This is a genomic window from Bacillus cereus group sp. RP43 (assembly GCF_040459645.1).
In the GTDB taxonomy this organism is placed as follows: Bacteria; Bacillota; Bacilli; order Bacillales; family Bacillaceae_G; genus Bacillus_A; species Bacillus_A mycoides_C.
Genome location: NZ_JARVHQ010000001.1, coordinates 4,736,149 through 4,760,591, shown reverse-complemented (window position 1 = coordinate 4,760,591; position 24,443 = coordinate 4,736,149). Strand labels below are relative to the sequence as shown.

The following is a 24,443-nucleotide window of genomic DNA, read 5'->3' as shown; positions in this document are numbered from 1 at the left end:
CGGATTGTTTTCAATATGTTATGGAGATATTTTATTTGGACAATTAGTTGTGCCCCGTATGAATGCATTTCTTTATGTTTGAAACAGAAGTTACATTATAAAACGTTGCGTAAGAATTGCTTTGCCCGTTCATGCGATGGAGCGGAAAAAAATTGCTCTGGCGAAGCATCCTCTACAATTTTCCCGTCATCCATAAAGATGACGCGGTCAGCTACATCTCTTGCGAAATTCATTTCATGAGTAACAATAACCATTGTCATTCCTTCTTCAGCAAGTTCTTTCATAACTTGCAACACTTCTCCGACAAGTTCAGGGTCTAAAGCTGAGGTAGGTTCATCAAATAGCATAATTTTAGGATTCATGGCAAGAGCTCGTGCAATCGCAATTCGTTGTTTTTGACCACCGGAAAGGAGGTGGGGAGTTACATCTGCTTTATCTTGTAGGCCGACTTTTTGTAGGAGTTGATTTCCAATCTCCTTTGCATTTGCTGCTTCCAATTTTTTTACGTGAATAGGTGCTTCTATGATGTTTTCTAGTGAGGTCATATGAGGAAAGAGGTTAAAGTGTTGAAAAACCATACCGACATTTTCACGGACTTTGTTTAAATTTGAATGCTTTGGATCAATCCGCTCACCTTGTAAGTGAATTTCACCTTCATCGTACATTTCTAAAAAGTTAAGACAGCGAAGTAATGTACTTTTGCCGGAACCACTGGCACCAATTAAAACAACAACTTCTTTTTCTTTTACTTCTAAATCAATTCCTTTTAAAACATCAAGTGAGCCAAATGATTTTACTAGATTTCGAACTTGGATCATACAAAACCCCCAGTCAAAAATGTATTTTACAAATGTTGCCCCTTATTTCTGTTATTAGTCATAAATTGTCAGAATCCTTTATTTTTTTAAAAGGATTTGATATTCAAGGAAATAATGATTTTAAAAATCCCTATATCTTTCTATAACGAAAATATGGATAATAATATATAGGTAGTACATATATTGATTATAAAAAGGGGGAAGAAGAAATGGAAAAGGAGAAGAAAACTTTTTCCTTTGGCTTACGTACACAACTTATGCTATTCACTACAGTTTTAGCTTTAATTACATATTCAACAAGCTTATTTTTTATTTACGTTATATATGATTATTTTCAAATTTATGTAAGTCGAACTGTTTATAATATCATCGTTATGTTATTAGGTGTAGTATGGTCTGGAATTTTAGCATATGGAGCAGCAATCTTTTTAATTAAACCACTTCGGAAGTTGGAAGAAGCTGCAAGGAAAGCAGCTGAGGGTGATATTCGGGAGGATGTCCAATTGCCAAAGGCAGACGATGAAATTAAATCTTTAAGTGTTGCATTTAATATGATGCTAGGAAATTTAAGAGTAATGGTAAAAAATATCGATACTACATTTTCGTATACAAATAATCAAGTTCAGCAAATTAGAAAGCAAACAAGTGAAGCAACAAAGCAGGCTCAAGGTGTATCTGAGACTCTTGCAGAGATTTCTTTCGGCGCTGAGCAATCAGCAGCATCGATTCAGGCAATTGTTTCTACTGTTGATACAACAACTTCTATTGCGAGTGAAGTAGAAGAAAAAGCAAAACAGTCTGACGGGTTGTCTTCAGAAATGGTTCAAGCTTTAGGACAAAGTACACGTGTCTTCACTTCTTTAATTCAAGGTATTCAAACATTGGCGCAAGAAAATGAAAATTCGATGCAAAATGTACAGAAGTTAGAAGAACGAATGAAACAAGTTGAACATATTGTTTCTGTTGTGAGTGAGATTGCTAGCCAAACGAATTTATTAGCACTCAATGCTTCTATTGAGGCAGCTCGTGCTGGTGAACATGGAAGAGGTTTTGCAGTTGTAGCAGAAGAAGTACGTAAACTTGCTGATGAAAGTGATCATTCTGCCAGAAATATATCGCAATTATTACGGAATATGCAGGAAGAAGTGCAACAAGTCGCACTGAAAATGACAGAGCAAGTGAAAACAGCTAAAGAAGAGGCAAAACGCGGCGAAGCTACTGAATTAATTTTAAAAGAAATGTCATCAAGCATTATGGAAGTAGCCGATGCAACCAAGCAAATTAGTAGTTATATGAATGAACAAGTGAGTCACATTCATCAGACAGGAGCACAAACAAAAGCTGTAGCAGCAATTGCTGAGGAAACGTCAGCTGGTTCACAAGAAGTGACACGTGTAACGAGACAACAATCTAAAAACATGGTGGTAATCGATCGATTATTAAAAGATTTAGAGAAGCAAGCAGCTGATTTGAAACAAACGATTGAACGATTTTCAATGTAAAAAAGAAGAACAGAATTCTGTTCTTCTTTTTTACGTATGGAAAGGAGGAATGCTTTGTTGAAAACGAAAAACATTAAAAGGGTCATATGCTGTCTTCACTTTACGCAACCTTTGAAAATTAGAGCCATAATAACTAGTTTGCCAATTTTTTATGTCGATATCGGGCCAATTGACATAGTCTCCCAGTGTGTAAGGATCTAAGCTTTCCCTTAAATCTTTAACCCAGCGTATATTTCGGTTTTCTTCATCGTTGCATTTCCAAGAAGTAATATACTCTTGAGCAATAATTGCCTTGCGGTGGAAATAAGCTGTTTCATTAGGGGAAATGTTTTCTACAGCACCTACGAGTGATTGGTGCCAAATACTCGCATCTTTATTTGGTGCATGAGAAAGAAAATATTGTAAGATTTGAATACCTTTAAGAGGGATAGGTTTATATACGTAGGAACCAGAGCGTTTGAATTTTTCAGGAATATTGCCGCTATTAAAGAATTGAACAGCCTGTATATACGGGACTTCATCTATAAAGAGAGAAGGATTACCAGTTTCAAGAAGAGGAGATAATAGATGATAGAGTTCAGAAGGAGAGCCGACAAATTCACCTTTCACCTCGATTTTATTTCGTTGTTTAGAGAATAATTCAATTGATGAAGTGAGACGTTCATCTATATAAGGTGCCCAGTTTTGCCAAGCTTGAAAGGCAGCAACAAAGTCTTTCCATTCCCATGTAAGTGAGAAAATTGATACGTTTTTTATAGGGTGGACTCGAAAGGTTAAGGAAGTAACAATTCCGAAATTTCCACCGCCACCGCCACGGCATGCCCAAAATAGCTTAGGGTTTTCTTGTTCATTTGCACGAATGATTTTTGCACCAAATTTTCCGCACGCTTGTACCATTTCGACTTCTACTAATTGATCACATGTTAGTCCAAATAAGCGTGAAAGCATGCCAATGCCACCGCCGAGTGTTAACCCCACAATTCCGACACTTGCACTTGTGCCAGCTGGTATTGTAAAACCGTATTTCCAAAGTTCTTTATACACAGTGCCCAGATTTGCACCCGCTTCAATTGTTGCTGTTAATTTTCCTGTACTAACCGTAATTTGCTTCATTTCACTCACATCAATAATAAGCCCGCCATTTAAAAGAGAGAAATTTTCGTAGCTATGTCGTCCACTTCTTAAGCGAAATGGTATATGACGCTCACGTGCCCATTTTAAGGCGTTACACACATCATTTTTATTTTGACAAAAAACAATAATACAAGGGAATTTTGGAATGCTTAAATTTAAATTTATTCGGGCTATGTCATACCCAGGATCCGAGGGAACGACGATACGACCAGTTAATTTTGTTTGTTTCAATTTATATCTCCTTTCTGAAATAATATGAGCTTGTATTAGTATATGAAAAGTGTATTTAACACGCATGGACGAGAAGACGAGAAGGGTTAGATTTATCCCGTTATTTGCGAGCAGTAAGACAATCCGGCTGAAGCAAAGAAGATAGGGCTGCTCGTAAAAGCTCGATTGGTAAGGGCTAATAATCAGCGGGGGATGGACATCTCCCCACTGATTAAAGTTTCACTTTATCTTTGTGAGAAATAAATAAAGCATAAGAATAAGGAAACTACATAGAGTTCAATGAAAACAGTTGCAAACTATTCATATTTTGTTATGATAGTGTTACGAAAACGTTTGCATAAAAAATCCGATGGGATGCAAAAGGAGAGAATTAGTATGAATAAGACATGGTGGAAAGAAGCTGTCGCTTATCAAATTTATCCACGTAGCTTTATGGATTCAAATGGTGATGGTATTGGAGATTTACAGGGTATTATTGCAAAACTGGATTATTTAAAAGATTTAGGTATAGATGTAATTTGGATTTGTCCAATGTATAAATCACCTAATGACGATAATGGTTATGATATTAGTGACTATCAAGACATTATGGATGAATTTGGTACGATGGAAGATTTTGATATGCTACTAGATGAAGTTCATAAGCGTGACATGAAGCTTATTATTGATTTAGTTATTAATCATACAAGTGATGAACATCCGTGGTTTATTGAATCACGTTCTTCTAAAGACAATCCGAAGCGTGATTGGTATATTTGGCAGGATGGTAAAGACGGCGCGGAACCAAACAATTGGGAAAGTATTTTTAATGGTTCTGCATGGGAATATGATGAAGTGACAGAGCAATATTATTTACATTTATTCTCGCGTAAACAACCAGATTTGAACTGGGAGAATAAAGAAGTTCGTGAAGTTTTATATGATACTGTTAATTGGTGGCTTGATAAAGGTATTGATGGTTTCCGCGTCGATGCGATTAGTCATATTAAAAAAGAAGAAGGCCTCAAGGATATGCCAAATCCAAAAGGGTTAAAGTATGTGCCTTCTTTTGACAAACATATGAATGTAAATGGTATTCAGCCATTACTAGAAGAATTAAAAGAAAATACATTTGCTAAATACGATATTATGACTGTTGGAGAAGCAAATGGTGTGAAAGTTGAAGATGCTGATCTTTGGGTTGGAGAAGAGAATGGTAAATTCAATATGGTATTCCAATTTGAGCATTTAAGCTTATGGGATGCAGAAAAGAAGAAAGATCTTGATGTTGTTGAGTTGAAAAAAGTATTAACGAAATGGCAAAAAGGTTTAGAAAATAAGGGATGGAATGCTTTATACATTGAAAATCATGATAAGCCACGTATTGTGTCTACTTGGGGAAATGATAAAGAATATTGGCGTGAAAGTGCAACGGCTTTAGGTGCGATGTATTTCTTTATGCACGGCACACCGTTTATTTATCAAGGACAAGAAATTGGTATGACAAATGTTCAGTTCCCAAATATTGAAGATTACGATGATGTAGCAGTTAAAAATTTATATCGTGAGAAAATTGCAGAAGGAGTATCGCATCAAGATATGATGGAAATTATATGGGCTTCTTGCCGCGATAATTCACGTACACCTATGCAGTGGAACGATGAGATGAATGCTGGTTTTACAACAAATGCACCTTGGTTTGGCATGAATCCAAATTACAAGGAAATTAATGTTGAAAAGCAAAAAAATGAAGAGAAGTCTATTTTCAATTTCTATAAGAAAATGATTGCCTTGAAAAAAGAGCACGATGTACTGAACTACGGTACGTATGATTTACTTTTAGAAGACGATCCACAAATTTATGCATATACACGTACGTTACAGGATGAAAAAGTCATTGTAATTAGTAATATCTCAAAAGAGGAAGTTGTGTATAATGAGCCTTCATTCGCACTAGAACGCAAACGTTTGCTTTTAAATAACTATGAAGTTGCGAAACATGAACAAGTAACTACAATCACGTTAAAACCTTATGAAACAAGGGTTTATCGCATTTCATAATAAAAAAGGATGCTCCTTGAGCATCTTTTTTTATGAAAAAAAATAAATTTCTATTGCAATGTGAAAACGCTTTTATTAAAATAGATTTATGAAAACGGTTGCGTAACGAGAAAAGAGAAAAAGGGATATAAGGAATCGTTTTCATAAGAGAAACAGAAATTATAATTTAAATCATTATGTTGTTATAAATAAAGGGGAGGAAGAACAGATGAAAATTACGTCTTTTGATTTTTGGCAAAAGTTCGGGAAAGCATTATTAGTTGTTGTAGCTGTAATGCCAGCAGCTGGTTTAATGATTTCCATCGGTAAGCTAATTGGGATGTCTGCTGGGGATATTAACGCAGTTCATACAATTGCTCGTGTAATGGAAGACATCGGTTGGGCAATTATTACAAACTTACACATTTTATTCGCAGTAGCAATTGGGGGATCTTGGGCGAAGGATCGCGCAGGTGGTGCATTTGCAGCACTATTAGCATTCGTCTTAACAAACCGAATTACAGGAGCTATATTTGGAGTAAACGCTCAAATGTTAGCGGATTCAAAAGCGACAGTTTCTTCAGTATTAGCAGGAGATTTAATTGTAAAAGATTACTTTACTTCTGTACTTGGTGCACCAGCATTAAACATGGGAGTTTTCGTAGGGATTATCACAGGGTTCTTAGGAGCTAATTTATATAACAAATACTATAACTATAATAAGCTGCCACAGGCATTAGCATTCTTTAATGGAAAACGTTTCGTACCATTCGTTGTAATTGTTTGGTCTACAGTCACTGCGATTGTATTATCACTTTTATGGCCATTTATCCAAAGTGGATTAAATGAATTTGGCCGCTGGATCGCAGCATCTAAAGATAGTGCACCAGTTGTTGCGCCATTTGTATATGGAACATTAGAACGTTTATTATTACCATTTGGATTACATCATATGTTAACGATTCCGATGAACTACACAGAGCTAGGCGGAACATATACGATGCTAACTGGCTCAAAAGTTGGACAAATTGTAGCAGGGCAAGATCCATTATGGCTTGCATGGATTACAGATTTAAATAATTTATTAGCAAATGGAGATACGAAAGCATATAACGATTTATTAAATAACGTTGTACCAGCTCGTTTCAAAGCTGGACAAGTTATCGGCTCTACAGCAGCGTTAATGGGGATTGCGTTTGCGATGTTCCGTAATGTTGATAAAGAAAAACGTGCAAAATATAAACCAATGTTCTTATCAGCAGCATTAGCAGTATTCTTAACAGGTGTAACAGAACCAATTGAATTCATGTTCATGTTTATTGCTCCAGTATTATATGTTGTATATGCTATTACAACAGGACTTGCATTCGCATTAGCAGATTTAATTGATTTACGTGTTCATGCATTCGGATTTATTGAGTTAATTACACGTACACCAATGATGGTCAATGCAGGATTAACGAGAGACTTAATTAACTTTGTCATTGTTTCATTAGTGTTCTTCGGTCTAAACTTTACATTATTTAACTTCTTAATCAAAAAGTTCAACTTACCAACACCAGGGCGTGCAGGTAACTATATTGATAATGAAGATGAGTCAACAGAAGGAACAGGAAATGTACAAGACGGTTCATTAGCAACAAAAGTTATTGATTTATTGGGCGGAAAAGATAATATTGCTGACGTAGATGCTTGTATGACACGTTTACGTGTAACAGTAAAAGATTTAGATGTTGTTGCACCAGAAGCAAAATGGAAACAAAATGGTGCTTTAGGACTTATTGTAAAAGATAAAGGTGTACAAGCAGTATATGGCCCGAAAGCTGACGTATTAAAGTCAGACATTCAAGATATGTTAGGTGCGTAATAATATGAAATTGCTAACTTTAAATTGTCACTCTTGGCAAGAAGAGAATCAAATTGAAAAAATAAAGTATCTTGCTAAAGCAATTCAAGAAGAAGATTATGATGTGATCGCATTGCAAGAAGTAAGTCAGTCTATACAAGCTGAAAATGTATGCGGTAACAAGAAAAAAGATAATTTTGGACTTTTACTGCTAGAAGAGTTAAGAGCATTAAATGTAAAAGAATACAATATTATTTGGGATTTCTCTCATATTGGATATGATGTGTACGAAGAAGGGTTAGCAATTATAACAAAGCACAACATTGTAAAGGAAGATACGTTCTTTGTCTCAGAAAATAAGGATACAACGTATTGGAAAACACGCAAAATTGTAAGTGCAACAATTGCTTATAATGATAAGAATATAACGTTTTATTCTTGCCATCTCGGTTGGTGGAATGATGAAGAAGAATCATTCAAAGACCAAGTTGATCGTTTAATGGAGCGTGTAAATAGCAATGAACTTTTCTTCTTAATGGGTGATTTTAATAACAATGCTCGTTTGGAAGGAGAGGGTTATGAGTATACGATGCAAAAAGGTTTATATGACACATATGAACTAGCGATAGAGAAGGATGAAGGAACAACTGTCCAAGGAGAGATTGCTGGTTGGGATGAAAATAAACAAAACTTACGAATCGACCTAATATTAAGCAATCAAAGTAAAACAGTTAATTCTTCAAAAGTCATTTTTAATGGAACAAATCGAAATGTAATTTCTGATCATTTCGGTGTAGAAGTACAATTAGATATATAATAGAAGAAACCCTCACAGATAATGAAAAGCTGGGAGGGTTTTTTGATAAATACAAGTATTCCCAAGAGAAAATACTTGTATTTTTTATGACATTTCCTATATATTTGTTATTATTGAATGTAAAACTAATTTGGTCATTTTGTATGCATACTTTTTTTACTTCGTTATATAATGAAGTAAGTGAAATATTTAATGGGAAAAATAGTATGTTTTCGTTTAATCCACGATGTAGAAAGTGATATAATTGCAAAATGTATGTATCATTTTCTAAAGAAAGAAAAATATATAATTAGGTGATTGCTTATATGAAACAGATTTGGCGTATTTATAAGACAGATTTACGGAATGTAGCCAAACATTGGGCTGCAATTGTTATTGTTTTAGGGTTAATGATTTTACCATCGTTATATGCATGGTTTAACATTAAGGCTTCTTGGGATCCTTACGGAAATACGAAAGGAATCCAGATTGCAGTTTCTAACCAAGATGTTGGATCAAATTTAAGAGGGAAAGATATTAACATTGGGAAAGAAATTGTAGATTCACTTAAGAAGGATAAAAATTTTGGATGGAAGTTTGTCGATGAAAAGCAAGCAATTTATGGAGTAGAGCGTGGAGATTATTCCGCAAGTATTACTATTCCAAAAGATTTTTCTGAAAAGATTGCAACAGTCTTGAATGAAAACCCACAGAAACCAGAACTTGATTACTATGTAAATGAAAAAGTAAATGCGATTGCACCGAAAATTACAGCTAAAGGTGCATCGGGTCTTACAGAAGAGGTTAGTAAAAACTTTGTTAAAACAGCAAACGGTGAGATTTTTGAAATCTTCAATGACCTTGGAATCGATTTAGAAACAAACTTACCAAGTATCGAGAAAGTAAAAGATCTTGTATTTAAATTAGAAGCGCAGTTCCCAGAAATGAATACACTTATGGATAAGGCATTAGATGATGCGACTCGAGCGGAAGATATCGTGAAAGTAGCACAAAAAGATCTACCTGTTGTAGAGAGTGTAATAAATGATGGGCAAGAAGCGTTGGCAAATTTAGATAAGTTCTTTGCAAGACAAGATCAAACATTAAAGAATGCTCCAGGAACGATAAGAAATGATTTAGTAGCAGCCAAAGGTGTTATGGATAGCGCAGCTGCATTTACTGACTTTTTAATGAATCCGGGTGTAGATTTAAATATCCCTGATTTTTCTGGAATGAATGGATTACCTGAATTCCCGGCGAGACCGGATCTTTCTAAGTTGAACAATGATGGTTACAAAAGTATAGCGCAAAATATTAATCAAACAGTAAATAATGTTTTAAGTTCATCCCGTGCAGGAACGGCTTATGGGAAAAGTGTTGTAAATGGATTGCAAAATGGAAAATTTGATCCGGAACAAGCAAAGAAAGATTTAAATGCGGTATCAGATCAATTGCAATCTCGTACAGAGGGTATTTCGTATCTTATTAATGTATTTACCGAACTTCAGAAATCAGTAACGACTGATTTTGGTAAAAGCTTTTTCCAAGGACGAGTGGATCGCCTGACGAAGCTTAAAGGCGGTATGGAAAATGCAAATAACGGTATTAAAGATATTGTAAATGCTATTGGTACAGGACAAGAAGTAAAGAAAGATGTAACAGATGTAGCTAATCAAAAATTAGATGCAGCAAATGCGTTAATTGATCAAGCTGAAAAAGATTATAATGAAACATTTGTAGCAGATTATAAAAAAGCAGTTAGCACAGTAGATCAAGCTAAAGCTGATGCAAATGCAGCATATGATAATGCAAAAGCAGATTACGATAAAGTAAAAAATGGCATTGAAGGTGCAAAAGCTGATTTACAAAAGGCGAAAGAAGATGTAAAAAATAGAGGTATTAACGATTTAGATTCAACGAAAGTAGCTTTAAATAGTTTAAATGGTCAATTCCAATCTGGAATCGGTTTAATTGATGATATGATTCCAGTTCTAGAAAGCACAAATAAGGTTTTAGCGGATGTAAATAGTGATAAAAACCTTAATAATGGAATTGCAAAATTAAATAAAGCGAAAAGCAGTTTGCAAAAAGGTGTAGAGGCAACGAATAAGGGGATTACACTTCTTAACAATGGCCAGAAACCTACAAAAGATGTAATTGAAAGTATTAACAATGCAGCAAAAGGTGGAGCAGCTCAATTAGCAGATGTATTGTCCACGTATGATTCAGAAATTGTTCCGAACTTTAATACAGCAATTGCTCGTACAAAAGAGATGTCGAAAAATACAACTCAAATTTTAAATGATGCAGACAAAAAGCTTCCAGATGTTAAAAAATTACTAGAAGATTCATCAAAAGGCTTAGTAGACGGTAGAAAGAAATTAGCAGACATTAAAGCTGAAATGCCGGAGACTGAGAAAAAGATTAAAGAATTAGCAGATAAAATTCGTGATTTTGAATCAGAAGAGGATATAAAAGACATCATTCGTTTATTGAAAAACGATGTTGAAAAGCAAAGTGATTACTTTGCGAATCCAGTAAATTTAAAAGAGAATAAATTATTTGCGATGCCGAACTACGGTTCAGCAATGTCACCATTCTATACAGTGCTTGCATTATGGGTAGGCGCATTATTAATGGTTTCATTATTAACGGTAGAAGTACACGAAGAGGGCGCGAATTATAAGAGCCATGAAGTTTACTTCGGACGTTTATTAACATTCTTAACGATAGGTCTTTCACAAGCGTTTATCGTATCAATGGGAGATATATTCTTACTCGGTACGTACGTAGTCGATAAGTTCTGGTTTGTGTTATTTAGTTTATTTATTGGGGGAGTCTTTGTTTGTATCGTATACTCACTGGTTTCTATTTTTGGAAACGTTGGGAAATCGATGGCGATCATTTTACTTGTACTGCAAGTAGCGGGATCAGGCGGAACATTCCCAATTCAAATGACACCACCGTTCTTCCAAGCAATTTATCCGTTCTTACCATTCACATATGCAATTAGTGCAATTCGTGAAACAGTTGGCGGAATGCTTTGGGATATAGTAACTAGAGATTTACTTGTGTTAAGTGTTTTCGTAGTAGTTATGATTGTTGCTGCGTTATTACTGAAAACACCAATTAACAAATCAAGTGAAAAATTCGTTGAGAATGCAAAAGGAAGTAAAATCATTCATTAATAAAAAGGTTCCTACCGATAGAGGTAGGAACCTTTTTATTTAATCAAATTTTAATTTCTTTAATGCTTCTGCGAATGGATTGTTTAATGGTTCTTCCTCTTTGTTCTGTTGTTTCATATATTTTTGGACGTCACGTTTATCAGCTTTGCTGCCGGATTCTTTTTTACGTCTCTCTTGGAATGTAGAAAGTTTCTCACGATAGCCACATTTACATGCGAAAATTTGGCCCGCTCCTTCACCACGAAGTTCTAGTTTCTTTTTACACTGAGGACAGCGTGCGTTTGTAGTACGGGATACATTTTTACGGTGACCACATTCGCGATCTTGGCATACAAGCATTTTACCTTTTTTACCGTTTACTTCTAACATCGGTTTACCACAGTCTGGACAAGACTTCGTTGAAATGTTGTCATGTTTATATTTTTTATCACTCGATTTAATTTCAGCAACAATTTCTTTCGTATAGTTCTTCATTTCTGAAATGAATACTTCTTTCTTTAATTTTCCTTTAGCGATAGCTTCTAACTTTTGCTCCCATTCACCAGTTAGTGTAGGAGATTTCAGTTCTTCTGGCACTAAATCAAGTAACTGACGGCCTTTTGAAGTAATATGAATATCTTTACCACGTTTTTCAAGCAAGAACGAATTGAATAACTTGTCGATAATATCAGCTCGTGTAGCTACAGTACCTAATCCACCAGTTGACTTTAACGTGTCAGCAAGTTGTTTGTTTTGCGTATCCATGTATTTTGTTGGGTTTTCCATTGCTGAAAGTAATGTTGCTTCATTAAAGCGTGCAGGTGCTTTCGTTTGACCCGATGTTTGGACAATTAGTTTTATGTTTAATGTATCGCCTTTTTCGATGCGAGGTAAGATTTGTTCTTTTACATCATCGCTTGCATCATCATCTTCAAACCGATTTGCATAAACCTCTTTCCAACCAGCATGTAAAATCGTTTTTCCGCGTGCGATGAACGTTTCGTCACCAATTTTCGTGCGCAATGTTAGTTGTTCATATTCAAAGGCCGGGAATAAAACAGCTAAGAAACGTTTTACAACTAAGTCATAAATTTTACGTTCTTTATCTGTGAAAGCTGAGAAGTTTACATAGCTCTCTGTTGGAATAATTGCGTGATGATCACTTACTTTACTATCATCAACAAATGATTTATTAGATTTTACAGGTTTCTGCAATACTTTATGTGCTAAAGGACGGTATTCTCCAACTCCGCAAGCCTTCAGACGCTCTGGAAGTGTTCCGACAATATCAGATGAAATATAGCGTGAATCTGTACGAGGGTACGTTAAAACTTTATGCTGTTCATATAATTTTTGCATAATGTTTAATGTTTCTTTCGCAGAGTAACCAAATATTTTATTCGCATCACGTTGTAGCTCAGTTAAATCGTAAAGACCAGGAGCGAACGACTTCTTTTGTTTTTTATCAATGTCTACAACAGTAGCATTTTGCTTACTAATTTTGTTCACGATTGCATCAGTTTTTTCTTTATTAAAGCTACGGCTATTTCCTTTTGTATCTTGCCAAGTTAGCTTTAATCTCTCAGCTGTTTGAGCTTCGATACCATAGTAAGTTTGAGCTTTGAAATGTTTGATTTCATCTTCACGGCTTGCAATCATGGCTACAGTAGGTGTTTGAACACGACCACAATTTAGTTGGGCATTAAAGCGAGTAGTTAATGCTCGAGTCGCATTAAGTCCGATATACCAGTCAGCCTCTGAACGTGCGACAGCCGAAGCGTATAGATTGTCATATGCTTTTCCTGGTTTTAAATTTGCGAAGCCATCTTTAATTGCTTTATCGGTAACAGATGAAATCCATAGACGTTTAATCGGTTTCTGCATTTTAACTTTATCGATAATCCAGCGTGCGACCAACTCTCCCTCACGACCGGCGTCAGTAGCTATAATGATTTCATTTACGTCTTTTCTAAGTAGTTGGCTTTTCACAGCATTAAACTGTTTCCCTGTTTGTTTAATAACTGTTAGTTTTAAACGCTCAGGTAGCATTGGTAAATCTTCTAAATCCCATTTTTTATATTTCACATCATAGCTTTCTGGATCAGCTAATGTAACGAGATGACCTAAAGCCCAAGTAACAATATATTTACTACCTTCAAGATAGCCGTTTCCTTTTTTATCACATTTCAGTACACGTGCGATATCACGTGCAACGGAAGGTTTTTCAGCGATTACAACGCTTTTTGACATATTAAAAACATCCTTTCAAATTTCCATACGTTAACTATAGCATACATCTTCTTGAGATTCAGTTTCGCTCCAGGTTTGAATAGGTTTTGATGAAATGAACCCAGAATTAATTATCATTTCTGGAAGACAATCAGATTCATATAAAGAGTTTGAAAAAATTGCTCCAACAATTTACGTAGAACAAGATACAAAAGACTAATGGAAAAGTAAAGAACTTGTTATTTTACTAGAATAAGAGTAGACTTTGAAGTAGATGAATAATAAACACATGGGAGTTTGTGGATGCAAACTGAGAGTATGACTACTAGTCCGTCATTGACCATTTGAACCTGTTGGATAATGCCAGCGTAGGGAGAGTGTAAAAGCACATGTTCAGGCACTTTGCGTACGCGCAAAGTGCCTTTTTGTGTATCTCCCATCACTATAGTTAGGAGATGAAAAGGATGAATATGAAAGAAATTAGTAAAGTAGTGGATTTGGTAAGAGAGTCTAATCCGCTCGTTCATAATATTACAAATGTTGTTGTAACAAATTTTACAGCTAACGGTTTGTTAGCGTTAGGGGCATCGCCTGTAATGGCGTATGCAAAAGAAGAAGTAGCAGAAATGGCTAGCATTGCGGGAGCTCTTGTTTTAAATATGGGTACACTTCGTCCTGAAGAGGTAGAAGCGATGTTACTTGCTGGTAAATCGGCAAATACAAATGGTGTACCAGTATTGTTTGATCCAGTTGGGGCAGGAGCAACTTCTTATCGAACAGAAGTTGCGAGATATATTCCAGCTGAAATCGATTTAGCGATAATTCGTGGAAATGCGGCTGAAATTGCTAATGTTATTAATGAGAAATGGGAAATTAAAGGTGTGGACGCTGGTACTGGAAACGGTAATGTTGTAAATATTGCAAAACAGGCAGCGGATGAATTAAATACAGTTGCAGTAATTACTGGAGAAGAAGATGTTGTTACAGATGGAGAGCGAACTATTCTTATTCAAAATGGCCACCCTATTTTAACGAAAGTTACTGGAACAGGTTGTTTACTAACTTCTGTAATAGGAGCATTTGTAGCGGTAGAAAAGGATTATGTAAAGGCAGCAGTAGCGGCATTAACATTTTATGGTGTAGCTGCGGAACTGGCAGCTGCCAAGACAGTGGAAAAGGGACCGGGTAGTTTCCAAATTGAATTTTTAAATCAGTTAGCGAATACCACTTCAGGTGATATTGAGAAGTATGGGAAGATTGAGATTATATAGTAAGGAGGGGAACTAGATGTCGCGGATTACAAAAGCTGAAATGTCTAGGTTGTTATCAGTATATTTTATTATGGGAAGTAACAATTGTACGAAGGAGCCACTACGAGTATTGAGAGATGCACTTGAAGGTGGTATAACAATTTTTCAATTTCGTGAAAAGGGGGAAGGCGCTTTAACGGGAGAGAAACGCATTTGTTTCGCAAAAGAACTACAAGCAATTTGTAAGGAGTACGGTGTACCATTCATCGTAAATGATGATGTGGAACTAGCTCTCGAGTTAGATGCAGATGGCGTGCATGTTGGACAAGATGATGAAGGAATTACTTCTGTTCGTGAAAAAATGGGGGATAAAATTGTTGGTGTATCTACACACACAATTGAAGAAGCACGCTGGGCAATTGAAAACGGAGCTGATTATTTAGGTGTTGGCCCTATTTTCCCAACGAGTACGAAAAAAGATACGAAAGCTGTACAAGGAACGAAAGGTTTAGCTCATTTTAGAGAGCAAGGAATTACAATACCGATCGTCGGAATTGGTGGCATTACAATTGAAAATACAGCTTCAGTTATAGAAGCAGGTGCGGACGGTGTTTCCGTTATTTCCGCGATTAGTTTAGCAGAATCTGCGTATGAAAGTACGAAGAAATTAGTTGAGGAAGTAAATAGGAGTTTGTAGGAAAAGGGAACTTCACACAACTATTAAAGAACATAATGGAAGAATGGACGGTTAAAAATATTTAAACGAACGTTTGATTAAAAAAGCACAAACCCTTTAAAATTGCAGGTTTGTGCTTTTATTTAAAACATAATTGATATTAGGAGCATTCCAATTCCGATAGAAGTGAATGTTGCGATCAGGCCAGGAATCATAAAGCTATGATTTAAAACATATTTACCAATTCCTGTTGTACCAGTGCGATCAAAATTAATTGCAGCAACGATTGTCCCGTAGTTTGGAATGAAGAAGTATCCATTTACTGCAGGGAACATTGCAATAAGTAATGCTGGCGGAATACCAAGTGATAGTCCAAGTGGCATTAAAGCACGAACTGTTGCTGCTTGGCTATACAGTAAAATAGATAGAATGAATAGTGCGATAGCAAATAGCCATGGTGCACTTGTCACTAAGTGTTGAATTGATCCTTGAATTATATTTAAGTTTCCGTTGAAGAAAGTATCTCCCATCCAAGCGATACCAAAAATAGCAACAACTGCTGTTGCTCCTGCTTTAAAGACGTTACCAGACACGATGCTTTCTACATTTGGTTTACAGAAAATAATAATAAGAGCTGCGATCGTTAACATAACCATTTCAATTGTGTTTGGCATGGAAAGACGAACTAACTTCCCATCAACCATCCATCCTGGACGAAGTACTTCAAATGAACCGAGAAGTACGACAAGGAAAGTTCCTACTAGGAAAAGGATAACGGATAGTTTAGCGCCTTTTACACCAACAAATTCTTTTTTCTCTTCAATCTTAGGAATCATTCCTTCTTTTAGTCGTTTTAAGTATTCAGGGTCCTCATTTAATTCTTTCCCCATTTTGCTAGCAACAAATGCAGCTACCATACAAGCGATGAAAGTAGAAGGGATACTTACTTTTAAAATATCTAATAAGGTGATTTTATAGTCAGCTAGCATTGCTAAAAGTGCAACTGTTGCAGCTGATATAGGACTAGCTGTAATTGCTTGTTGGGAAGCGATTACGGCAATTGACATTGGTCGTTCCGGTCTAATCCCAGATTCGCGAGAGACTTCTGCGATAACAGGAAGTACAGAATAAGCAACGTGACCAGTTCCTGCGCACAGTGTAAATAAATAAGTAACAATTGGAGCAAAGAATGTAATGCGCTTTGGATTTTTTCGTAATGCTTTCTCAGCCAGATGAACAAGGTAGTCCATTCCTCCAGCGGCTTGCAGTGCACCGGCAGCTGTAATTACTGCTAAAATCATAAGCATTACATCAATAGGAGGAGCTGTAGGTTGTAAGTGGAAGACGAAAACAAGTATTGCCATACCAACGCCACCCATTACTCCTAGACCAACTCCGCCTAGGCGTGCGCCAATAAAAATGCAGAGTAGTAACGTAAGAAATTGTAGCCAAAACATGATAAACTACCTCCGAAATTCATTAGTTAAGATATATTCGAATAATTTAATTTAAATGAAAATTAAAATAAATACTCAAAACAATCCTTGTGTTATATACATTTTTTATTATATAACACAAGAAATGTAACATTCACGTACTTTGTTAAATTATTTCGAAAAAATAATACATTAAAACTTTATATTTGCATCTCTAAATAGGTAGACATTTTAATTTTTATGTTGTAATCTTTTGTAGAGAATAATTTAATTCTCATAGAACTCCCATATCGTTCAACTCGTTCAGCGAGAAAGGCAAACTGATGGAAACATTAGGACGCAAAACTACAGGAGCTAAGGCCGAAAGGCTACGCTAGCCAGTTACCGGACGGATAGGGTTGGTCTTGACCAATGCTCTTTTCATTGGTCTTTTTTTATTTGTAAACAAATGAGAATAGTTATCAATTGTTGAGGTTTATATTTTAATAGTTTTACTTTATATTAAGTTAATTAAGAAAGGTGATGTTAATGAAAAGATATTGGCATAAGTTATCGTTTCTTCAAAAGAATGTATTGTTAACTGTGTTAGTTATTTTGACGCTTGTCGGTACTATGGGAGCGTTAAGTTTTAACATGTTTCAAAATAGTATGATGTCTATATTTGAAAGGCATTCTTTTGAAACAGGAGATACGGTATTACATAAATTAGACGCAGAAATATTGAGAGATGTTGCAAAAGACCCAACGGCAGAAAGAGAAAAGAGAGAGAAGTTAACAGAGAAATTAGATGAATCAACGGAAGAATTGAACAGTGTTGGACAAACGTACATTGTTGGAGCAAAAGAAAATGAAAAAGGTGAGCTACAAATCGTCGATTTGTCTACAGGTTTAGCAAATGTTGTTGAAGTAAGACCGGGAGACTATTATAAACAACCAGATCTTTGGATGGAAGCGTATGATAAAGTAATGAGCACGAAAAAAGCAAATATGACAGAAGTATATGAAGACGCATTAGGAACATGGGTAACGATATTAGAGCCAATTAAAGATGGAGAAGATAATATTGTGGCACTTGTTGCAGCTGATGTAGATGCCTCTATTGTTCCTAGTACAAAGGAAAAGTTCATTATACAAGGTTTAATGTTTATTTGTATTTCTGTTTTAATTGCAACTTTTATTCAATTCTTAATTGTACGTAACGCACTTGCTCCATTGCGAGATTTACGTGAAGGATTGCGCAAAGTCGGTGAAGGTGATTTAAGTATTAAATTAGAGGAAAGACCAGATGATATAGGTATTATTAATGCGTATTTTAATAGTACCATCGAGAAGTTTAAAGGAATTATAGATAAAGTGAAGCAGACAGCAGAACAGGTTTCCTCATCTTCACAAGAATTGTCAGTGAGTACGAAAGAGAATAGCATGGCAGTCCAAGGAATCGTAAGTTCTATGGTTGAGTTAAGAGCTGGCGCTCAGTCACAAGAAACTTCAGGACCAAAGTATTTAGGTATTGTATATGAAATGGAAGATAAGATGGAAGAGATAAATAATGCTGCAAAACAAATGGCGAAAGAGTCTGAAGGTATGGAGCATCATTCGGTAAAAGGAAATGGTGTTATTGAACAGACGATTAATCAAATGAACATAATACAAAATGCAGTACAAGATTTATCTTCTACTATTTATTCTTTGGAAACAAAATCAAAAGAAATTAGTGATATTGTAACAGTAATTACCGGTATTTCAAATCAAACCAATTCGCTAGCTTTAAATGCTTTTATTGAAGCTTCACGTGCTGAGGAAACCGGAAATGGATTTGTCGTTGTTGCTGATGAAGTGCGTAAATTAGCAGAGCAGACGGAAGTATCAGCAAAAGATATAGCGAAATTAATAGGGGAAACACAAGTTGAAACGGAAGAAGCTGTTGTTTCAATGCAAAATACTTTAAAAGAAGTAGAATCTGGAATGAAACTTGTTGAAAGTAGTGGTGCTTTCTTTGGGGAAATTTCAAAATCAGCACAATCTGTTACAAATCAAGTTAGAGTTGTTTCTAGCAATTCAAGTGATATATTGCAAAATAGCCAAAATATTGTTCGTGTTGTAAATGAACTATCGCTTATCGCAAGTACGTATGCGAATAGTAGTAGTAATGTTGAAGAAAGTATGAAAGAACAGGAAATGTCTGTACAAGATATTGCTGAATTAGCCAGTTCTTTAAGCTGGCTTTCACAGGAGCTACAAGAGTTAATTGGGGAATTCAAAAGTTAAATGAAATGATTATACGTGCTTTTGTTTGTTCAATAAAATAAATCATGCTACAATGAAAACGAATTAAGAACCGGGGAGCCAATTGGCTGAGAGGATGTAAGTGTACATCGACCCTCAACCTGATCTGGATAATGCCAGCGTAGGGAGTTACTTTAAAGTGATGTAGCATAAGTTATTATAGAATAACTTGTATACAAGGCTTTCCTACATGGTAGGAAAGCCTTTTCTTTTTTTGAAAACATATTTTGTAAGGGGGATTTTATTATGTCACAACAAGTTACAATTTCATTTTCAGTAGTACCACAAGCGAAGAACAAAGATGTGTATTCCGTTGTTGATAAAGCAATTGAAGTTGTACAACAATCGGGAGTTCGTTATGAAGTAGGGGCAATGGAAACAACGTTGGAAGGAGAATTAGATGTACTTCTTGACGTCATTAAACGCGCGCAACAAGCTTGCGTCGATGCTGGAGCAGAAGAAGTAATCACTTCTATTAAAATTCACTATCGTCCAAGTACGGGCGTAACGATTGACGAAAAAGTTTGGAAGTACCGTGATGAATATGCAAAACCAGAAGCGATCTAAAATAATTACAACAATTTGGCTTATCCTTCTCATTGCTATATGGGAAGGATCTGTTTCATTATTTAAAATTGAGCCGTGGATTTTACCGAAGCCGTCTGCAATTGTGCAAGAGCTAATTGGAATGAAAGATTTACTATTACCGAATACAGTGCAAACGTTACAGGAAGTAATAATTGGGTTGTTTTTTGCAATTTTACTTGGGACTAGTATTGCTATCATTATGGATGTCATCCCTTTATTTCGGATTTTAATGAATCCGTTGCTCGTTATTTCGCAAACAATTCCAATCGTTGTGCTCGCACCATTATTTATTATTTGGTTTGGATACGGGATGTTGCCAAAAGTAATGGTTGTTATTCTTGTTTGTTTCTTCCCAATTGCGCTTAGCATTTTAGAAGGTTTCCAAACGGTAGATAAAAATTTGCTGAAGTTGTTACAAACGATGAAGGCGACAAAGTGGCAAATTTATCAGAAAGTAAAATTTCCAGCAGTGCTCCCGTACTTTTTCTCAGGTTTAAAAATTGCTGTTACATATAGTGTGATGGGAGCGATTATTGGGGAATGGCTTGGTGCCAGTGAAGGATTAGGAGTTATGCTTACAAGAGCAACAAAATCCTTTTTAACGGCTCGAGTATTTGGTGTTGCAGCGATTATCGTCATGGTGACATTATGTCTGTACTTTATTGTTGAATTTATGGCAAGAATAACAGCACCATGGATATACAGAAAGGGCGGCAGAAAATGAAAAAAGGTTTAAAAATTATGTTAGCTGCATTATTAGCAGTAACTGTGGCTGGGTGTAATCCGGCGAAGAAAGAAGAAAGTTCAAGTAAAGATAAAAAAGTAAAAGTCGTTTTAGATTGGTTTCCAAATACGAATCATACTGGCTTATATGTAGCGCAAACGAAAGATTATTACAAAAAGCAAGGGCTTGATGTAGAAATTATCCAGCCTGGTGATAATGTAACGGCAGAGCAGATGATTGCTTCTGGAAAAGCGGACTTTGCGATAAGCGCACAAGAAAATGTAACATTAGCTCGTGTTGAAGGAATCCCAGTTGTTTCTGTTGGTGCAATTATTCAGCATAATACCTCTGCTTTTGCATCACTAAAAAAAGATAATATGATGTCACCAAAAGATTTTGAAGGTAAACGTTATGGTGGCTGGGGAGGACCAGCGGAAGAGGCGACGTTAAAAACGATTATGGAGAAACATCAAGCTGATTTTAATAAAGTCGAAAAAATTATTCTTGGACAAACAGACTTCTTCAAATCAATTGGCCGTGATGCAGATTTCGAATGGATTTATTACGGATGGGATGGAATTGAAGCGAAGCGTCAAGGAAAAGAGTTAAATACGATTATGGTGAAAGATTTAGATCCAGCACTCGATTTCTATAGCCCTGTCATTATTACAAGTGAAAAACATACGAAGCAAGATAAAGATTTCGTGAAAAAGTTTATGACTGCAACGACAGAAGGTTATGATTTTGCAATTAAAGAACCGAAAGAAGCTGCGGATATTTTAATTAAAGCTGTTCCAGATGTGAATAAAGAATTAGTACAAGAAAGCCAAAAGTGGTTAAGTACAAAGTATCAAGATGATGCAAAAGCGTGGGGAGTACAGAAGGAAGAAGTTTGGACAAATTACATGAATTTCTTATATGACAACAAAGTTATTAAGAAGAAAATTGATGTGAAAGATGCCTTTACAAATGAATTCCTTCCAAGTGAAAAATGAGTGGATTACTAATAAAAGAGGTTGTAAAAGCTTTTGATGGAAAGAATGTATTAAAAAATATTAGTGCTTCTATACAGGAGGGAGAATTCGTCTCTTTTGTAGGTCCAAGTGGTTGTGGAAAAAGCACTTTGTTAAATATGATCGCGAGTGTTGAAGAGCCAACGAGTGGAGAGGTATTTTATAACGAGGAACATGTGAAAAAACAAGATGTTGTAAGTTATATGCCGCAACAAGATTTATTATTACCGTGGCGATCGGCTTTGCAAAATATCGTTCTTCCATTGGAAATCGAAGGGAAGCCTAAAAAACAAAGGCTGACAGAAGGAATGGAAGCATTAAAGCAGTTTGAGCTAGATGAATATGCAGATCATTATCCAGATGAGTTATCAGGTGGAATGCGTCAAAGAATTAGTTTCCTTCGCACATATTTATGTGAAAAGCCAATTATGCTACTGGATGAGCCTTTTGGAAAATTAGATGCATTTACAAAAATGGAAGTACACAGTTGGCTTTTAAATTCTTGGCATCAAGAAAAGCAAACAATCGTTATGGTTACGCATGACTTAGATGAGGCAATTTTACTTTCTGATCGCGTATTTATTTTATCTCAAAGACCAGCATCAATAGTTGGCGAGGTACAAGTGAAATTACCTAGGCCACGAACGATGGATATGTTAACATCACTTGAGTTAAAGGAAGATAAGGAAGAAATTTTAAGAGTATTAGCTCCTTATATGAAAAAATAGAAAAAGCTCTTACCAGACTTTAATATAATTGCTGGTAAGAGCTTTTTTTATAGAACATGAAAAGAATGAGAAGGAACAAAAGAAAAAATAGAGAATAGAATATAACAGAGTAGTTTATACTCTTAATATAACAAATATTAAAGGAGTGAAAGGATAAAATGACTTTATCAACTGTTCTTCAAATGGTTTTAGCTTGATACGGGAGAAGTCTGCCCATTTTTAACGATTAAGCTAAATTGAAGACAGCAGGTAAAGAACCTTAATCCTTTTTTACGATAATATGTAATGGGTAAGGTGTATTCACCTTACCCATTTTTTATATGCACAATTAAATAAGGCTTTATACTGTTGCTCTCTCTATTTAGCTTATGAACCATAAGTAAAGGAGAGAAAAAGATGAGTATATTAACAGTAGAAAATTTAAGTCATTCATATGGTGAAAAACCCATTTTATATAATGCGTGCTTTCGACTATTAAAGGGTGAGCATGTTGGGCTAGTAGGAAAAAATGGAGTTGGAAAATCAACATTGTTAAGGATTTTAACAGGAGAACTTATACATGATGACGGGAAGATTGAATGGTTTCCACATATGAAGGTAGGCTTTTTACAGCAGCATATGGATTTGCAAGAGAGGATAACAATTGAAGGGTACTTACAAAGTGCATTTTCTAATTTGTATGCGATTGAATGTGAAATGTTAAAAATTGCTGAAGAAATGAATGGAGCAGGAGAGGTAGAAAAACTGTTAGTAAAGTATGGAGAATTACAAACTATATTGGAAAGCTCTAATTTCTATCAAATTCATACAGAAATTGAAGAAGTAGCAATCGGTTTAGGTTTATTTGAAATAGGGTTGAAAAAGGATGTTTCAAATTTAAGTGGAGGACAGCGAACAAAGTTATTACTTGGGAAGCTCCTTTTAGAAAAAGCTGATGTTTTATTGCTAGATGAGCCAACAAACTATTTAGATACAACTCATATAGAATGGTTGCAATTATATTTGAAGCTGTATGAAAAAGCTTATATTATCATTTCACATGACGAAATATTTTTGAACAATGTTGCGAATGTTATTTATCATTTAGAAGAACGGAAAGTTAAGCGGTATGTAGGAGATTATGAAAAGTTTGTGCAAAGTTATCAATTGCAAAAGAAGCAAGTACAATTGGCGTATGTGAAACAGCAAAAAGAAATCTCTCAGCTAGAAACATTTATTCAAAAAAATAAAATTCGAAAAGCGAAACAGGCAAAAAGTCGAGAAAAAGTATTGGAGAAAATGCAAAGGGTTGAAAAAGTTAATCATGTAACTCGATCCCGTTTTGATTTCAATGTTTATGAGGAGCCAGTGAGTCGTATATTGCAAGCTGAGAAACTAAGGATAGGTTATAGTGATCCGTTATGTCCAGAGTTGAATTTACAAGTGAAAAAAGGAGAAAAAATAGCGATTGTTGGTCATAATGGAATTGGAAAAACGACAATGTTAAAAACGTTATTAGGTCAAATAAAGCCGTTAAGCGGTTCAATTTCTGTTGGAGAACGAGTAAATCCTGCTTATTTTGCACAGGAGGAGTTTGCTTCAGAAACAACACCATTAGAGAAAGTTTGGGCAGAAAGACCAGATATGACAAAGAAAGAAGTACGCCAAGCATTAGCAAAGTGTGGTTTGAAAGAAGAACACGTATTAAAACCTATTAGTTTATTAAGCGGCGGGGAACAGACGAAAGTACGTTTATGTGAACTTATCGTAACGAAAAGCAACGTTTTAATTTTAGATGAACCAACTAATCATCTGGATATAGAAACAAAAAAGTCTTTGCAGGAAGCGTTACAACAATATAAAGGAACAGTTTTACTTGTTTCACATGAGCCTTCTTTCTATGAAGCATGGATAACAAAAGTATGGAATATAGAAGAATGGAACGCTGAACAATAAGAATAAAGAAAAGACATTAGCTTTTATAAGCTAATGTCTTTTCTTTGTGATTAACATGATTTTCG

The 24,443-nt window shown here is 35.5% G+C and carries 17 protein-coding genes, 2 pseudogenes and 3 riboswitches; of the genes and pseudogenes, 15 read left to right on the top strand and 4 right to left on the bottom strand.

Annotation, left to right across the window (positions count from 1 at the left end; translation table 11 throughout):
* Positions 1-95: 95 nt before the first annotated feature.
* A complete protein-coding gene (locus QCI75_RS24710; protein ID WP_353761356.1) occupies positions 96-818 on the bottom strand; it encodes an amino acid ABC transporter ATP-binding protein in 723 nt (240 codons plus the stop codon).
* Between the two features lie 209 nt (positions 819-1,027).
* Here QCI75_RS24710 and QCI75_RS30605 point away from each other — a divergent pair.
* Both QCI75_RS30605 and QCI75_RS24705 read left to right on the top strand, forming a co-directional pair.
* Positions 1,028-1,378, top strand: a pseudogene (locus QCI75_RS30605) (HAMP domain-containing protein); the annotation flags it as partial.
* Positions 1,370-2,320, top strand: a complete 951-nt coding sequence (locus QCI75_RS24705; RefSeq protein ID WP_483299478.1) for a methyl-accepting chemotaxis protein — start codon at positions 1,370-1,372, stop codon at positions 2,318-2,320. The pseudogene QCI75_RS30605 and the gene QCI75_RS24705, both read left to right, overlap by 9 nt.
* Positions 2,321-2,350: 30 nt before the next feature.
* On the opposite strand, the gene QCI75_RS24700 is transcribed toward QCI75_RS24705, so the two are convergent.
* Positions 2,351-3,685, bottom strand: coding sequence for an FAD-binding oxidoreductase (locus QCI75_RS24700; protein ID WP_353761353.1), 1,335 nt, complete (start codon positions 3,683-3,685; stop codon positions 2,351-2,353).
* Between the two features lie 375 nt (positions 3,686-4,060).
* Between QCI75_RS24700 and QCI75_RS24695 the strand changes: the two genes are divergently transcribed.
* From QCI75_RS24695 to QCI75_RS24680, 4 genes are all read left to right on the top strand, one after another.
* Positions 4,061-5,725: a glycoside hydrolase family 13 protein gene (locus QCI75_RS24695; protein ID WP_144505220.1), complete on the top strand. Its 1,665-nt coding sequence runs from the start codon at positions 4,061-4,063 to the stop codon at positions 5,723-5,725.
* A 208-nt stretch (positions 5,726-5,933) separates the two neighbouring features.
* On the top strand, positions 5,934-7,571 hold the full coding sequence (locus QCI75_RS24690; RefSeq protein ID WP_098779978.1) for a PTS transporter subunit IIBC: 1,638 nt from the start codon (positions 5,934-5,936) through the stop codon (positions 7,569-7,571).
* A 4-nt stretch (positions 7,572-7,575) separates the two neighbouring features.
* Complete coding sequence (locus QCI75_RS24685) at positions 7,576-8,367, top strand: endonuclease/exonuclease/phosphatase family protein (protein WP_199672964.1); 792 nt, start codon at positions 7,576-7,578, stop codon at positions 8,365-8,367.
* 305 nt (positions 8,368-8,672) lie between these two features.
* The gene (locus QCI75_RS24680) at positions 8,673-11,534 is read left to right on the top strand and encodes a YhgE/Pip domain-containing protein (protein WP_002167018.1); all 2,862 of its coding nucleotides are present in this window, start codon (positions 8,673-8,675) and stop codon (positions 11,532-11,534) included.
* Between the two features lie 39 nt (positions 11,535-11,573).
* Here QCI75_RS24680 and topB read toward each other — a convergent pair whose 3' ends face one another.
* Positions 11,574-13,763, bottom strand: a complete 2,190-nt coding sequence (topB, locus tag QCI75_RS24675) for a DNA topoisomerase III (protein ID WP_199672962.1) — start codon at positions 13,761-13,763, stop codon at positions 11,574-11,576.
* A 91-nt stretch (positions 13,764-13,854) separates the two neighbouring features.
* Between topB and QCI75_RS24670 the strand changes: the two are divergent.
* The 3 genes and pseudogenes from QCI75_RS24670 to thiE form a co-directional block, all read left to right on the top strand.
* Positions 13,855-13,953, top strand: a pseudogene (locus tag QCI75_RS24670) (ABC transporter); the annotation flags it as partial.
* Between the two features lie 68 nt (positions 13,954-14,021).
* A riboswitch (TPP riboswitch) is annotated at positions 14,022-14,134 on the top strand.
* A gap of 72 nt (positions 14,135-14,206) precedes the next feature.
* Positions 14,207-15,013, top strand: coding sequence for a hydroxyethylthiazole kinase (gene thiM / locus QCI75_RS24665; RefSeq protein ID WP_144508963.1), 807 nt, complete (start codon positions 14,207-14,209; stop codon positions 15,011-15,013).
* Between the two features lie 16 nt (positions 15,014-15,029).
* Positions 15,030-15,689, top strand: a complete 660-nt coding sequence (thiE, locus tag QCI75_RS24660) for a thiamine phosphate synthase (protein ID WP_144508962.1) — start codon at positions 15,030-15,032, stop codon at positions 15,687-15,689.
* Between the two features lie 122 nt (positions 15,690-15,811).
* On the opposite strand, the gene QCI75_RS24655 is transcribed toward thiE, so the two are convergent.
* Positions 15,812-17,125, bottom strand: coding sequence for an anaerobic C4-dicarboxylate transporter family protein (locus QCI75_RS24655; protein ID WP_144508961.1), 1,314 nt, complete (start codon positions 17,123-17,125; stop codon positions 15,812-15,814).
* Between the two features lie 283 nt (positions 17,126-17,408).
* A riboswitch (cyclic di-GMP riboswitch) is annotated at positions 17,409-17,493 on the top strand.
* A gap of 139 nt (positions 17,494-17,632) precedes the next feature.
* On the opposite strand from QCI75_RS24655, the gene QCI75_RS24650 reads away from it, so the two are divergent.
* The 6 genes from QCI75_RS24650 to QCI75_RS24625 all read left to right on the top strand — a co-directional run bounded on the left by QCI75_RS24650 (position 17,633) and on the right by QCI75_RS24625 (position 24,378).
* Positions 17,633-19,372 (top strand): methyl-accepting chemotaxis protein, encoded by a 1,740-nt coding sequence (locus QCI75_RS24650; protein WP_353761352.1) that lies wholly within the window; start codon positions 17,633-17,635, stop codon positions 19,370-19,372.
* A 61-nt stretch (positions 19,373-19,433) separates the two neighbouring features.
* Positions 19,434-19,535: riboswitch (TPP riboswitch) on the top strand.
* A gap of 101 nt (positions 19,536-19,636) precedes the next feature.
* Entirely contained in the window at positions 19,637-19,957 is a 321-nt protein-coding gene (locus QCI75_RS24645) for an MTH1187 family thiamine-binding protein (protein WP_000082898.1), read from the top strand.
* Positions 19,929-20,702, top strand: coding sequence for an ABC transporter permease (locus QCI75_RS24640; protein ID WP_144508321.1), 774 nt, complete (start codon positions 19,929-19,931; stop codon positions 20,700-20,702). The genes QCI75_RS24645 and QCI75_RS24640 overlap by 29 nt, the downstream gene beginning before the upstream one ends.
* Positions 20,699-21,697, top strand: coding sequence for an ABC transporter substrate-binding protein (locus QCI75_RS24635; protein WP_353761351.1), 999 nt, complete (start codon positions 20,699-20,701; stop codon positions 21,695-21,697). Before QCI75_RS24640 ends, QCI75_RS24635 begins: the two co-directional genes overlap by 4 nt.
* A complete protein-coding gene (locus QCI75_RS24630; protein ID WP_353761350.1) occupies positions 21,694-22,443 on the top strand; it encodes an ABC transporter ATP-binding protein in 750 nt (249 codons plus the stop codon). The genes QCI75_RS24635 and QCI75_RS24630 overlap by 4 nt, the downstream gene beginning before the upstream one ends.
* Positions 22,444-22,839: 396 nt before the next feature.
* A complete protein-coding gene (locus tag QCI75_RS24625; RefSeq protein WP_353761348.1) occupies positions 22,840-24,378 on the top strand; it encodes an ABC-F family ATP-binding cassette domain-containing protein in 1,539 nt (512 codons plus the stop codon).
* Positions 24,379-24,443: the final 65 nt, after the last annotated feature.